The 13,655-nt window shown below is 67.6% G+C and carries 10 protein-coding genes and 1 tRNA gene; 8 read left to right on the top strand and 3 right to left on the bottom strand.

Going from position 1 to position 13,655, the window contains the following annotated elements:
* Positions 1–23: 23 nt before the first annotated feature.
* A complete protein-coding gene (locus C5B99_RS16635; protein WP_104244086.1) occupies positions 24–944 on the bottom strand; it encodes an aldose 1-epimerase family protein in 921 nt (306 codons plus the stop codon).
* A 121-nt stretch (positions 945–1,065) separates the two neighbouring features.
* Here C5B99_RS16635 and C5B99_RS16630 point away from each other — a divergent pair, with 121 nt between their 5' ends.
* Positions 1,066–2,340 carry an alpha-amylase family glycosyl hydrolase gene (locus C5B99_RS16630; protein ID WP_104244084.1) on the top strand — a complete coding sequence of 425 codons (1,275 nt, stop codon included), beginning with the start codon at positions 1,066–1,068 and terminating at the stop codon, positions 2,338–2,340.
* A gap of 97 nt (positions 2,341–2,437) precedes the next feature.
* Here C5B99_RS16630 and C5B99_RS16625 read toward each other — a convergent pair whose 3' ends face one another.
* Positions 2,438–3,919, bottom strand: coding sequence for an MFS transporter (locus C5B99_RS16625; RefSeq protein WP_228496671.1), 1,482 nt, complete (start codon positions 3,917–3,919; stop codon positions 2,438–2,440).
* Positions 3,920–4,146: 227 nt separating this feature from the next.
* Positions 4,147–4,231: transfer RNA gene (locus C5B99_RS16620), tRNA-Leu, on the bottom strand.
* A 222-nt stretch (positions 4,232–4,453) separates the two neighbouring features.
* On the opposite strand from C5B99_RS16620, the gene C5B99_RS16615 reads away from it, so the two are divergent.
* From C5B99_RS16615 to pknB, 7 genes are all read left to right on the top strand, one after another.
* Entirely contained in the window at positions 4,454–5,164 is a 711-nt protein-coding gene (locus tag C5B99_RS16615) for a DUF3662 and FHA domain-containing protein (protein ID WP_104244082.1), read from the top strand.
* Entirely contained in the window at positions 5,161–5,751 is a 591-nt protein-coding gene (locus tag C5B99_RS16610; protein WP_104244080.1) for an FHA domain-containing protein, read from the top strand. The genes C5B99_RS16615 and C5B99_RS16610 overlap by 4 nt, the downstream gene beginning before the upstream one ends.
* Before the next feature lie 2 nt (positions 5,752–5,753).
* Positions 5,754–7,004, top strand: coding sequence for a Stp1/IreP family PP2C-type Ser/Thr phosphatase (locus tag C5B99_RS16605; protein ID WP_181063011.1), 1,251 nt, complete (start codon positions 5,754–5,756; stop codon positions 7,002–7,004).
* Complete coding sequence (locus C5B99_RS16600) at positions 6,988–8,382, top strand: FtsW/RodA/SpoVE family cell cycle protein (protein ID WP_104244078.1); 1,395 nt, start codon at positions 6,988–6,990, stop codon at positions 8,380–8,382. The genes C5B99_RS16605 and C5B99_RS16600 overlap by 17 nt, the downstream gene beginning before the upstream one ends.
* Complete coding sequence (locus tag C5B99_RS16595; protein ID WP_104244076.1) at positions 8,379–9,839, top strand: penicillin-binding protein 2; 1,461 nt, start codon at positions 8,379–8,381, stop codon at positions 9,837–9,839. The genes C5B99_RS16600 and C5B99_RS16595 overlap by 4 nt, the downstream gene beginning before the upstream one ends.
* Positions 9,836–11,635: a protein kinase gene (locus tag C5B99_RS16590; protein ID WP_104244074.1), complete on the top strand. Its 1,800-nt coding sequence runs from the start codon at positions 9,836–9,838 to the stop codon at positions 11,633–11,635. Before C5B99_RS16595 ends, C5B99_RS16590 begins: the two co-directional genes overlap by 4 nt.
* 184 nt (positions 11,636–11,819) lie before the next feature.
* Entirely contained in the window at positions 11,820–13,595 is a 1,776-nt protein-coding gene (pknB, locus tag C5B99_RS16585) for a Stk1 family PASTA domain-containing Ser/Thr kinase (RefSeq protein WP_104244186.1), read from the top strand.
* The last annotated feature ends 60 nt before the right edge of the window (positions 13,596–13,655 follow it).

Below are 13,655 nucleotides of genomic sequence, written 5' to 3'. Positions count from 1 at the left end.
GGCCTCCCTGAGAGGCTCGATCGTCAGATCGCGAAGATGCGCTGCGAGGTCTCCAGCTTCTCGCCGGGCTCGAGCCAGGCGAGGTCGAGGCCGGAGTTGAAGGCGTCGGGTGCGCAGGTCATGGGCTCCACCGCGACGGCCTGGCGGTCCCATTCGATGCCAGGCTGGTCGCTCGTGAAGACCTGCACCCACGGTGCGTCCGTGCCCCAGGTCATGCCGACGCCCGTGCCGTCGGGGGTCGTGAGCGTCACCGTGGCGGTGTCGCCCTCGCCGAAGACATCGGTGAAGGCGTGGTCAATCTCCATCTCGCCGATGCGCCGGGCGGCGCGGAAGTCGAAGGCCCCCGCGACCTCTTCGACCGAGACGACAGAGCCGGGGAGCAGACGTGCGCCGTGGGCGTGCATGAGCTTCTGCGCGGGAGACTCGAGGGTCCATTCGTCGATCTGTCCCTCGCCGGCGACCAGGTACGAGTGCGTGGATGCGCCGGCCGGTGCGGTCCCGGCTCCGACGTTCCGCAGCTCCACCGTCGTGGTGAGGCCGTCGTCGCCGAGCACATAGCTCGTGCGCACCTCGATGCGGAACGGGTAGCCCGTCTGCGGCTCGATCGTGGCCGTCAGCACGACGAGGTCGGGGCGCACATCCTCCGGTGTGAAGTCGAGCCAGAGGGCGAGGCCGTGCAGGGCGTGCCCGCGCTTGGGTTCGGAGAGGGGCAGCTGCAGCTCCTGCCCCTCGATGCGATACCGACCGTCGATGATGCGGTTCGGCCATGGGGCGAGCGTCGCCCCCTTGTACGCGGGCCGAACCTCATCCATGTCGAAGGTGTGCACGAGGTGCCTGCCGTTGTGCGTGAGCTCGCGCAGGGTCGCGCCGACGCTGGAGATCGAGGCCTCGTAGGCACCGTGCGAGAGGAAGTAGGAGGAGCCTGAGCGCGGGGTGATCGACATCTGTGGGGACTCCTCGGTGCTGTCGGGGGTAGGACCAAGGCAGTCTTTCACGCCGAGGCGAGGCGGGCGGGTCGCAGGAGCTCACGGAGTGCTTCCCAGACCGCGTCACTAGCCTGAGACGATGACTCCAGCTCCTCAGCCCTGGCCGCAGACCGCACTCTGGTGGCACGTGTACCCGCTCGGCTTCGTCGGTGCGGATACGGCGGGCACTCCTCTCTCGAGCCCGGTCGAGCACCGCCTCGATCGCATCACGGCGTGGCTGGACGAACTCGTCGCTCTCGGCCTCAACGGCTTGCTGCTCGGCCCGATCTTCGCGTCGCAGACCCACGGCTACGACACGGTCGACCATCTCCGCATCGACCCGCGGCTCGGCGACGACGCGGACTTCGACGCGCTCATCGCCGCCTGCCGTGAACGCGGCGTGCGCGTGCTCCTCGACGGAGTCTTCAACCATGTGGGCCGCGAGCACCCGTGGTGGCGCGAGGCGGTCGAGGCGGGGCCCGACTCGGGAGCCGCCGCGCGGTTCGCGAGAGGCGCGGATGCACGCGAGGTCGATGGACTCCCCGTCGACGTGTTCGAGGGCCACGACGCGCTTGTGGTGCTCAACCACCAGCATCCGGAGGTCGTCGAGCTCGTCGAGGTCGCCATGGCGCACTGGCTGGAGCGGGGCGTCGACGGATGGCGCCTCGACGCGGCCTACGCGGTCCCGCCGCTGTTCTGGCGGTCGACGATCGACCCGTTGCGCGAGCGGTTCCCGGACTCCTGGTTCGTCGGCGAGGTCATCCACGGCGACTACGAGGGGTACGTGCGAGAGTCCGGCCTCGACTCGGTGACGCAGTACGAGCTGTGGAAGGCGCTGCGCTCGTCCGTGCAGGAGCAGAACCTCTTCGAGCTCGACTGGTCGCTGCAGCGACACAACGACTTCGCGGAGCATTTCCTGCCGATGACCTTCCTCGGCAACCACGACGTGACGCGCATCGCGAGCGCCATCGACGATGAGCGCAACCACGCCATCGCCATCGCCATGCTGTTCTTCTTCTCGGGCGCCCCGAGCGTGTACGCGGGCGACGAGCGAGGGCTCGAGGCGCTGAAGGAGGAGCGGGCCGGTGGAGACGACGCCATCAGGCCGGAGTTTCCCCGCGACCCGAGGGAGTGGCCGGAGAACGCCTACTCGCAGGCGCACCGAGACGCGATCGCGTTCCGGCGCCAGCATCCCTGGCTCGCGACAGCGCGCATCCGCACGGAAGAGCTCGCGAACACGGCGGCCCTGTTCATCGCCGAGGGCAGCGAGGGCGAGCGTGCTCTCCTCGCGGTGAACCTCGGCGACGACTCGGTGCAGCTCGGCGGCCGATCGGTCGACGGCCACGGTCTCGAGCGCTGGAGTGACGGCAGCTAGCGACGACGACTGACCAACTTCAGTGCAGAGAAGCCCCGGATTCGCCCGAGACGACCCGGAACGACCAGATCAGCACTGAAGTTGGTCAGGGCGCGCGTCAGTGCATCGAGACGAGGGAGTCCTGCTCTGCTGTTTCCGACTGCACGAGCGGGCGGTCCTTGGTGCCCCTGATCATGAAGCCGGCGATGAGCGCCGCGAGGAGCATGGCACCCGCCGCGGCCAGGAAGACCGCCGAGTAGCCGTTCGTGAAGGCCTGCAGCTGCGTCTCGCCCGCCTCCAGTCCCGAAGCGACGGCGTTCGCGTAGAACACGGTGAAGACGGAGAGGCCGATCGACCCGCCGATCTGCATGGTCGAGTTCACGGTTGCCGCGGCGGCGCCAGCGTCGTGCGGCTCCACGCCCGTGAGCGCGAGGTTCTGCAGCGGGACGAAGATCATCGAGAGGCCGATGCCGAGCAGCACGAGTCCGGGCAGGATGTGCGTGAGGTAGCTGCCGTCGACGGTCACACCGGAGAGCAGCAGGAGTCCGCCGGCGACGACGATCGGGCCGACGACCATGAACGGGCGTGGCCCGAACTTGGGGAGCAGACGCGCCCAGACGGGGACGCACACGAGGATGACGACGGTCATCGCGACGTTCGCGAGGCCAGCGACGAGCGGCTCCATTCCCATGACGATCTGCAGGTGCAGCGCGAGGTACATGGTGGCACCGATGAGCACGCTGCCGATGACGGCCTGGATGAGGAACGCTCCGCCGCGCACCCGGTCGAGCACGACCCGCAGCGGGAGCAGGGGCTGGGCGACGCGGGTCTCGATCCACACGAACGCGGCGAGGAGTGCAACGCCGAGCGCGAGGAAGCCGATGGTCCCGAGGGATCCCCAGCCCTCCTCGGCGAGGCTGAACCCGTAGACGAGCGAGCCGAGCCCGAGCGACACCGTGACGGTGCCCCAGAGGTCGTAGGTGTTGTCGCCCTCTGCCTTGCTCTCCTTCAGGACGATGAGCGCGCCGATGACACCGGCGATGACGAAGAAGACGTTGACGAGCAGGCACCAGCGCCAGCTGGCGAACTCGGTGAGCGCTCCGCCGAGCACCAGGCCGACCGCGGCCCCGCTTCCGCCGATGGCGCCGAAGACGGCGAACGCGGTGGTGCGCTCCTTGCCGGAGGGGAAGCTGACGGTGAGCAGCGCGAGAGCGGCTGGGGCGAGGAGCGCTGCGAAGAGCCCCTGGAGTCCGCGGGCGAGGATGAGGTCGAAGGCACTCTGGGCGAAGCCGCCGTAGACCGAGGCGACCCCGAAGCCGATCATGCCGACGAGGAAGGCGCGCTTGCGTCCCCAGTAGTCGGCGATACGACCGCCGAGCAGGAGGAGCGCTCCGAAGACGAGGGCGTACGCGGTGACGACCCACTGCCGCTGCACGTCGGTGAGGCCGAGGTCGATCTGCGCCTGCGGCAGTGCGATCGTGACGATCGTGCCGTCGAGCACGACGACGAGCTGGGTGAGGGCGAGCACGGCGAGTGCCCACCACTTGGAGATGGTGCGTGGCGCGGATGCGCGCTCGACGGAAGACGCGTCAGAAGACAAGAAAACCCTCCAGGTTCTCAGAAAGCGAGTGCTGGAGGTTTCAAGCCTCGGACCGAGGACGTCGCCGCCTCGACCTACCCGAGCGGCGACGCTCGACAGATCGGCCACCTTAGCAAGTCCTGAAGCTCGACATAAGTCCACCGGTGTGGGTTCGCGCCGGGACGACAAAACCCCCGGAACCGAAGTTCCGGGGGTTTCGCATTCCCAGTGCTCTTGCTCTGGGACCCTGGTGCGCGAGGGGGGACTTGAACCCCCACACCCGAAGGCACACGGACCTGAACCGTGCGCGTCTGCCAATTCCGCCACTCGCGCCAACCTCCGAGAGATTACCAGACACTGTCGCAGAGTGCGAAACCGAGGCGTGGATGCACGCGTTTCAGACCCGAGAACGCCCTCCGGGAAGCGCCCAGGCGGGGCACCGGAAGCCCATAGCCAAGGCAAAGAAGTCGGACATCCAGCCCAGTGCCGTTAGCATGAAACAGATTCGCGCCACCCGGTGCGGGCTGTTGCGTGCCCTCGAGAACCAGGAGACATGTGGGAATCCTCGACAGATTTGAGCGTGGGCTCGAGCGTCTCTTCAATGGTGCGTTCGCGAAGACCTTCCGCTCTGGGCTCCAGCCCGTCGAGATCAGCGCCGCGCTGAAACGCGAGATGGACACCAGGGCGTCGATCGTCACACGCGACCGCGTACTGGTCCCGAATCGCTTCAACGTGCAGATGTCGCAGGTCGACTACACGCGCATCTCGCAGATCGCTGGCATCCAGGACGAGCTCATGCGCGTCGTCGAGCAGCACGCCGCCAAGCAGGGCTACCAGTTCTCGGGCGGCCTCAGCATCAAGTTCCTGGAGAACGACTCGCTCTCCGAGGGGCGCATCGAGGTCGACTCGCGCAGCGTGCAGGGCCAAGTCGCCTGGGCTCCCATCCTGGACGTCGATGGCGAGCGCATCCACGTGGGCGTCGGATCGACGGTCATCGGGCGCGGCTCCGAAGCCGACATCACGATCGCGGACACCGGCGCCTCGCGAAAGCACGCCGAAGTCGTGTGGGACGGGAAGCGTGCGGGTATCCGCGATCTCGGCTCGACGAACGGCACGAAGGTCAACGGCCGTTCGATCTCCCAGGCGGGTCTCGAGCCCGATTCGACGATTCAGATCGGTCGTCACCGTATTGTGTTCCGGGTGATCCCCCAGGCCGACCCGAGCGACGACACCGGGTACCTCCCGCGACAGGGAGGCCTCACGTGACCAGTGAGCTGACTCTCCTCGTCTTGCGCCTCGCCTTCCTGGCCGCGCTGTGGATCTTCGTGTTCTCCGTCATCTACTCGCTTCGCAGCGACCTCTTCGGCACTCGGTCCTCCGCCTACAAGCAGGCCATGGAGAAGTCGCGCCAGCAGGTGTTCGCCTCGGCCGACAACGACGCGGCACCGGCGGCGGCACCGGCCCCCGCGCCTGCTGCTCCCGTCCGCTCCTCCGACTCGGGCGATGCTGGTCCCGGCAGCCACCGGCCGCCGACCCCCGTGCCCAGTCCGGCTGCGCGCTCCGAGCGGCCGAGCAAGCTGGTCATCACCTCCGGGCCGAAGCGCGGCACGGAGCTGTCGCTGCGCAGCGAACCGCTCTCGATCGGCCGATCCGGCGACTCCGACCTCGTCATCCAGGACGACTACAGCTCCACGCACCACGCGCGCCTGCTGCTCTGGAACGATGCGTGGATGGTGCAGGACCTCGACTCGACGAACGGCACCTACGTCAACGGCAAGCGCGTCTCCCAGCCGACCCACGTACCGGTCGGCACGCCTGTCCGCATCGGGACGACGACGTTCGAGCTGCGATAGGCATGCTGGTCATCGCGCGCGCCGGCGCCGTCTCCCACGTCGGCAAGGTCAGAAGCAACAACCAGGACTCCGGCTTCGTCGGCACCAACCTGTTCGTCGTCGCGGATGGCATGGGCGGGCACGCCGGCGGTGACGTGGCGAGCGCGATCGCGGTCAAGCACTTCGCGGAGAACGACGAGCAGTACTCGAGCACCGATGATGCCGAGCAGGCCATGACGGAGATGCTCCTCGACGCGAACGCCCTCATCGCGGGTGCCGTCGAGGAGCACAGCGAGCTCCGCGGCATGGGAACCACGGTGAGCGCCCTCAGCCTCGTCGGCCAGTCCCTCGTGCTCGCGCATATCGGCGACTCGCGGGTGTACCGCTTCCGCGAGGGATCCCTCGTGCAGATGACCGTCGACCACACGTTCGTGCAGCGGCTCGTGGATGCGGGCCGCATCACAGCGGAGGAAGCGCTCACGCACCCAAGGCGCTCGGTGCTCATGCGCGTGCTCGGCGACGTCGAGACCAGGCCCGACGTCGACACCGAGGTCTTCGATATCCAGGAGGGCGACCGCTGGCTGCTCTGCTCGGACGGCCTCTCGAGCTACGTCGACGAGTCGCAGATCGAGCGCACCCTGGCCCGCATGGACGAGTCGAGCCGCGAGATCAGCGATGACCTCGTGCAGCTCGCGCTCGACAACGGCGCACCGGACAACGTGACCGTGGTGATGCTCGAGATCGGCCCCGAGCCGCTCGAGCCGATGAAGACGCGAGTCGTGGGGTCGGCCGCGAACCCCCTGCGCTACTCGGCGAACCTGCAGAAGCGCAGCAACCAGATCATCCCGTCCATCCTGCACCCCCTACGGCGGCCAGCCCCTCGCCCGCAGGACGAGGAGTTCGTGCCGTTCAGCGACGAGGCGCTGCAGGAGCTCATCGCGGAGGACAAGCGACGCAAGCGGCTCCGGCAGGTCTCGTGGCTCGCGGCATCCATCGTCTTCCTCGCGGCGGTCGCCGGTGCTGGGCTCCTCGCCTACAACTGGACGCAGCAGCAGTACTACGTCGGTGAAAGCGTCGGCTACGTCGCCGTCTACCAGGGCGTGCAGCAGGGCATCGGCCCGATCACCCTGCACGAGCTCACCGAGACGACCGACATCAAGATCTCGAGCCTGCCTGAGTACCAGCAGTCGCAGGTCGACAAGACGATCAGCGCCGGCGACCGCGAGGCCGCCAACGAGATCGTGGAACGGCTCCGAGATGCCATTCCTGAGTAAGCAACGCGAAGAGGCGCCAGTCGTACCAGGCGCCCCGAGGAAGACGGGTCAGGGGCTCCGCAACATGGAGCTCGGCCTGCTGGTCTTCGCGTTCATCATCAACTTCTCGGCGCTGCTGCTCGTGCAGCTCGGCGTGCGCGGCACCTTCGACTTCAACGTCGTCACCCTGTCGGCCATCATCGGCGCGCTGACCCTCGGCGTGAACATCGTGCTGCGCTTCCGCGCGCCGGGCGCCGACCCGTTCATCCTGCCCATCGCGGCGGTGCTCAACGGCCTCGGCATCGCGATGATCTACCGCATCGACATCGGCAATTCCGATAACGACGGTGTGTTCTGGACTGCTTCGACGCAGCAGATCGTGCTCACGATGCTCGCCGTCGGCGTCGCCATCGTGGTGCTCATCCTGCTCAAGAACCACCGAGTGCTGCAGCGCTACACGTACGTGTTCATGGCCATCGCCATCGTCCTCCTGCTGCTGCCGCTCATCCCGGGCCTCGGGCGCACCGACGTCGCCGCGCGCGTGTGGATCAGCGTCGCGGGCTTCTCGTTCCAGCCCGGTGAGATCGCGAAGATCGCGCTCGCCATCTTCTTCGCGGGCTACCTCGTGACCGCGCGCGACTCGCTCTCCGTCGTCGGCAAGAAGTTCCTGTGGATGCGCTTCCCGCGCATCAGGGACCTGGGACCGATCCTCGTCGTGTGGGCCGTGTGCATGGGGGTCTTGGTCTTCCAGCGCGACCTGGGAACCTCCCTGCTGTACTTCGGACTGTTCCTGGTCATGGTCTTCGTCTCGACGGGGCGCCTCTCGTGGGTGCTCATCGGCCTCGGCCTGTTCATCGGCGGCGCAATCATCGCGGCGACGTCGCTGAGCTACGTCGAGTTCCGCGTCCACGCCTGGCTCGACCCGTTCGAGGACGAGATGTACTTCGCCGACGGCGGCAGCGGGCAGCTCGTGACGGGACTCTTCGGCCTCGCGGCCGGCGGTCTCATCGGCAAGGGCCTCGGCTCGGGCAGCCCAGGCACGACCCCCCTCGCGTCGAGCGACTTCATCATCGCGGCCATCGGCGAGGAGCTCGGCATGGCCGGCATCTTCGTCGTGCTGCTGCTCTTCGTGATCTTCGTGGCGCGCGGCTTCCGCATCGGCCAGCAGGGGGTCGACGACTTCGGGCGGCTCCTCGCGACGGGCCTCGCGTTCACGATCGCCGTGCAGGTCTTCGTCGTGGCCGGTGGCGTCATGCGGGTCATCCCCCTGACGGGCCTCACGATGCCGTTCATGGCGGCAGGTGGCTCGAGCCTGCTCGCCAACTGGATCATTGTCGCGATCCTTCTCAGACTGAGCGACACCGTGCGTAACGTGCCGACGGAGGCGATCGACGAATGAGCAAGAACATCCGCCTCGTTGGCGTCCTCGTCATGATCATGTTCATGTCGCTGTTCGTGGCGTCGACGAGCATCCAGGTCTTCCAGGCCGAGTCGCTCCGGGACGACCCGCGCAACAGCCGGACCCGTGAGGAGAGCTTCGAGATCCAGCGTGGGCCGATCCTCGTCAACGGGACGCCGATCGCATCTTCGACGCCCGTCGACACTGCCTACAAGTACGAGCGACAGTACGAGAACGGCCCCCTCTACGCCGCCGTGACCGGGTACTACTCGGTCGACGGGGCATCCACGGGCCTCGAGGGCGCCCTGAATCCCGAGCTCTCGGGCAACAGCGACACGCAGTTCTTCCAGGGCCTCGAGCGTCTCTTCACTGGCCAGGACCCTGCTGGCGCATTCGTCGAGACGACGATCGACCCCGTCGCCCAGCAGACGGCGGCGGATGCTCTCGGCGAGTACAAGGGTGCGGCTGTGGCGATCAACCCGGCGACGGGCGCGATCCTGGCCATGTACTCGACGCCGACCTACGACCCGGCGCTGCTGGCGAGCCACGATCAGACGAGCGTGCTCGAGTCGTACAACGCGCTCCTGGCCGACCCGAACGATCCGCTCAGCAACCGCGCGATCGGCGGTGACATGAACCCGCCCGGCTCGGTGTTCAAGCTGGTCGTCGCCGCCGCGGCACTGGAGAACGGGCTCGCGACGGCCGAGTCCCCGCTCCCGAACCCGGCGACGCTCACGCTCCCGGGCACCAACGTCTCGGTGAACAACCCGTCCGCCGGCGCGAAGTGCGGAAGCGGCGACACGACGAACCTCCGTATCGCCATCGAGCAGTCGTGCAATGTGCCGTTCGCGCAGCTCGCCATGGACCTCGGTGCCGACAAGGTACGCGCTATGGCCGAGGCGTTCGGCTTCAACCACGAATTCGAGATCCCGATGACGGCGAGCGCGAGCAGCTACCCGACGGCGCTCGACGACGACGCGCAGCTCGCCCTGACGGGCTTCGGCCAGTTCGACGTGCGGGCGACCCCACTCCAGTTCGCGATGATCTCGGCGGCCATCGCCAACGGCGGCGAGGTCATGAACCCGTCGCTTGTCGAGAGCATCCAGACTCCGACGTTCCAGGAGATCCAGGGGCCGGAGATCTCGAGCTATGGCAGGGCCATCAGCGAGGAGACTGCGGCGTCACTCCAGTCGATGATGGAGGGCAGCGTGAACTCGGGCGTTGCCAGTAATGCAAGAATTGACGGGATCAACGTGGCTGGCAAGACAGGGACCGCGGAGAACGGCCAGGGTGAGCCGTACTCGCTGTGGTTCACAGGATTCGCCGAATCGGGCGATACGCAGATCGCGGTCGCGGTAGTGCTCGAAGACGGTGGCGGAATGGGACAGTCTGGGACCGGAAACGGCCTGGCGGCGACGATTGGGCAGCAAGTGATGAAGGCGGTGCTGAGCAGATGAGACCAGCTGCAGGTGTTTCGTTCGGAGACCGATACAAGCTGAGCTCGCGCATTGCCATCGGCGGCATGGGCGAGGTCTGGGAGGCGACCGATCAGGTGATCGGGCGCACCGTTGCCATCAAGATCCTCAAAGACGAGTACATGGGCGACCCTGGCTTCCTCGAGCGCTTCCGCGCTGAGGCGAGGCACGCCGCACTCGTGAACCACGAGGGCATCGCCAACGTGTACGACTACGGCGAGGAGAACGGCTCCGCCTACCTCGTCATGGAGCTCGTGCCGGGCGAGGCGCTGTCGACCGTGCTCGAGCGCGAGCGGGTGCTGCCGCCCGACCAGGTCATGGACATCGTGTCGCAGACGGCGCTCGCCCTGCACGCCGCTCACAAGGCGGGTCTCGTGCACCGCGACATCAAGCCAGGCAACCTGCTCATCACGCCGGACCGTCGCGTGAAGATCACCGACTTCGGCATCGCTCGGATCGCCGACCAGGTGCCGCTCACGGCGACGGGCCAGGTCATGGGCACCGTCCAGTACCTCTCGCCCGAGCAGGCCTCCGGCCACGCCGCGAACCCGTCCACCGACATCTACTCGCTTGGCATCGTCGCCTACGAGGCGCTCGCCGGCAGGCGACCATTCACCGGCGAATCGCAGGTCGCGATCGCCATGGCGCACATCAACGACGAACCCCCGGCGCTTCCCGTGACGGTGCCAGAGCCGGTTCGCAACCTCGTGCTCGCTGCCATCGCGAAGAAGCCGGAAGACCGGCCGGTCTCGGCGGAGGTCTTCGCGCGAGCTGCTCGCGCGCTGCGCGACGGCAACGTCACGCGTGCAGCGCAGGCGGTCCCCGCGGTCCTCGGGCTGACGTCCGCCGACGAGGTCGGTGACGCCACCGCTCCGCTCGATCGCACCGCCATCATGGACGAGGGTGCGCGCACCACCGTGCTCGGCACGGCCGCGGGCACGACCGAGGTCATGAAGGACGACTTCGACACGCTCATCGGCGGACCCCCCGTCGAAGGCGCGGAAGAGGAGTCGACCTCGCTCGTCTCCCCGGCCGACGAGGAGCGCAAGAAGCCGGCTGCCTGGCTGTGGGTGCTCATCGGCGCGATCATCCTGTTCGCTGCGGCCCTCGCCTGGTTCGCGTTCGCGCTGGTGACCAACAACACCGACGCCGATGGGGCGACGACACCGCCGCCCTCGATCACCCAGACCACGCCGGCCGAGACTCCGTCGCAGGAGCCGACCCCAAGCGTGAGCACGCCGACCACCGTCTCGATCGCGCAGGCTGACTTCCTCGGCCTCGACTACGACACGGCGGCGAACCGCATCTCCGAGCTCGGGCTGACGCCGGCGCGAGCCGAGGGCCCTGTCGCGACGAACCAGGAAGACGTCAACACGGTCACGGCGGTGAGCCCCACCGGGACCGTCGACCTCGGTTCCACCGTGACGCTCACGGTCTACGCGAACGTGGAGACGCCGAACACCCCGACGACGGCACCTACCGTCACCGTCAACGCGGCCGGCACGCAGGCCACCATCAGCTGGCCTTCGTTCCAGTGCCCTCCAGGACAGAGCCTCTCCGCGTACAACGTGAACGTGTCCGGCGCCGAATCACCGGGCAGCGTGACGGGAACCTCGGTGAACGTCAACGTCGAAGAGGGTTCGACGATCGTCGAAGCCTCGTACAGCGCCACCTGCGGCTCGGGCAACACGAGTGCCGACTCGCCGACCGGTTCGGCGACCGTCCCCCAGCCGACGCCGACCAGTTCCACTCCCCCGACGAACGGCACGGGAGGCTGATCTCGGAGGCCCGGCGGGCGGCTCCGGAAAGCAACGAATTCGCTCAACTCCATGCATCCACATGGACTGCGCGGTTCACAGCTTCGATGGCACCGATCACTCATTCACGTCGAGATAAGATCGGCAGACTAACGAGGCTTGAGCTTGGCGACCACTGCCAAGGGGAGAGGAGCTTGCTTCCGTGATGCAGGGCGAACGCACGCTCGCTGGCCGATACGACATCGGCCGGCGTATTGGTCGTGGAGGTATGGCTGAGGTCTACCTCGGGACCGACGAGCGTCTTGGCCGCCGTGTCGCCGTCAAGCTCCTCAACACACAGCTCTCCGGCGAGCCCGACTTCCGGTCGCGCTTCCGACAGGAGGCCCAGGCCGCTGCACGGATGACGCACCCGACGATCGTCCGCGTCTTCGACGCGGGTGAGGACACGTTCGTGCGCGCCGATGGTCATGAGCTCGTCGTGCCCTACATCGTCATGGAGTACATCGAGGGACAGCAGCTCCGCGACGTCATGGCCGGTGCCCCGCTCGCCGACACGCAGATCCACGAGTACATGACGGGCATCCTGACGGCGCTCGAGTACTCGCACCGCGCTGGCGTCGTACACCGCGACATCAAGCCGGGCAACATCATGATCACGCCGGAGGACACGGTCAAGGTCATGGACTTCGGCATCGCCAGAGCCATCTCCGACACGGCGGGCACGATCGCCCAGACGACGGCGATCCTCGGCACCGCCTCCTACTTCTCCCCCGAGCAGGCCAAGGGCGAGAACGTCGACGGGCGAAGCGACCTCTACTCCGCGGGCATCGTCCTCTACGAGATGCTCACCGGCAAGGTCCCGTTCCAGGGTGACTCCGCCGTTGCCGTCGCCTACCAGCACGTCACCGAGCGCCCCATCGATGCCAACGAGATCAACCCGAAGGTCTCGAAGGCGATGAACGCGGTCGTCAAGCGCTCCCTCGCGAAGAACCGCGAGGACCGCTACCAGTCGGCTTCGGAGTTCCGTCGCGACCTCGACCTCGCAGCGCAGGGCATCATGCCGGCGTTCGCCACCAAGGTCGAGGACGACGACCGCACCCAGCTCTTCGGGCCGGCCCCTTCTGGCGTGAGCGCCACGGAGTCTGCCTTCAATTCGCTCTCCGAGACCGATGACCGCGCACCACAGGTGCAGCGGCGTCCCCCCGCGATGTGGATCTGGGGCGCCGCGGCGCTCCTCGTGGTCGTCATCGTGGCCGTCAGCATCTGGGTCTCCTCCCTCCCCGACGTCGGCCAGCTGCCCGAAACGAGCGTCGATGTGCCAGACGTCGTGGGCGAGCAATGGGATGCGGCTCGCACAACGCTCGAAGACGCGGGCTTGACGCCCGTGCGCGCGGCGCAGACGAGCGATGAGGTTCCCGAGAACCAGGTCATCAGCACCACCCCGGGCTCAGGACTGAGTGTGTCTCCCGGCCAGGAGATCACCGTCCTGGTCTCCACCGGCCCGTCCGCGGTCACGATGCCCGACATCAACGGCATGACCGTGGAGCAGGCGACTGTCGCTCTCCAGGGGGCGGGCTTGAGCGTCGGCCAGATCACGTCAGAGGACTCTCCGACGGTCACTGCCGGCACGATCGTCCGCAGCGACCCTGCCGGTGGGTCCAGCGTCGCCGCGGGCTCCAGCATCAACCTCGTGACCTCCACGGGCAACGTGGCGCTGCCTGACCTCATCGGTCAGCCCCTCGAATCCGCGACCGCCACGCTCCGAGAACTCGGACTCCTCGCGGTCGTGAAGCAGGACCCTGGATGCCTCGCGGTCGACGGCGACCCGATCGTGAACATGTCGGTTCCACCAGGACCAGTCGCCCAGCACTCCCAGGTCGAGGTCACCTACTGCACGTCCGTGCCCGCCCCACCGGAGACGACCGCGCCAGCACCCGAGCCCACCTCGAGCGCAGGGCCCTCCTCCTCGACGGAGAACTAGGGCCGCACGACGACCCGCGGCCACGGTCGCGGCGCCCGCGCAACGCGCTCCGGCTCCTTC

It is taken from the genome of Pseudoclavibacter sp. Z016 (assembly GCF_002931215.1).
In the GTDB taxonomy this organism is placed as follows: domain Bacteria; phylum Actinomycetota; class Actinomycetes; order Actinomycetales; family Microbacteriaceae; genus Pseudoclavibacter.
Note: the sequence above shows the minus strand (reverse complement) of the source record. Positions and strands in the feature narration are given on the sequence as shown.

Excerpts from the sequence above, each read along its gene's own strand:
- C5B99_RS16635 (WP_104244086.1), bottom strand. The coding sequence starts at position 944 with ATGTCGATCACCCCGCGCTCAGGCTCCTCCTACTTCCTCTCGCACGGT.
- C5B99_RS16630 (WP_104244084.1), top strand. The coding sequence starts at position 1,066 with ATGACTCCAGCTCCTCAGCCCTGGCCGCAGACCGCACTCTGGTGGCAC.
- C5B99_RS16605 (WP_181063011.1), top strand. The coding sequence starts at position 5,754 with ATGCTGGTCATCGCGCGCGCCGGCGCCGTCTCCCACGTCGGCAAGGTC.
- C5B99_RS16600 (WP_104244078.1), top strand. The coding sequence starts at position 6,988 with ATGCCATTCCTGAGTAAGCAACGCGAAGAGGCGCCAGTCGTACCAGGC.
- C5B99_RS16595 (WP_104244076.1), top strand. The coding sequence starts at position 8,379 with ATGAGCAAGAACATCCGCCTCGTTGGCGTCCTCGTCATGATCATGTTC.
- C5B99_RS16590 (WP_104244074.1), top strand. The coding sequence starts at position 9,836 with ATGAGACCAGCTGCAGGTGTTTCGTTCGGAGACCGATACAAGCTGAGC.
- pknB (WP_104244186.1), top strand. The coding sequence starts at position 11,820 with ATGCAGGGCGAACGCACGCTCGCTGGCCGATACGACATCGGCCGGCGT.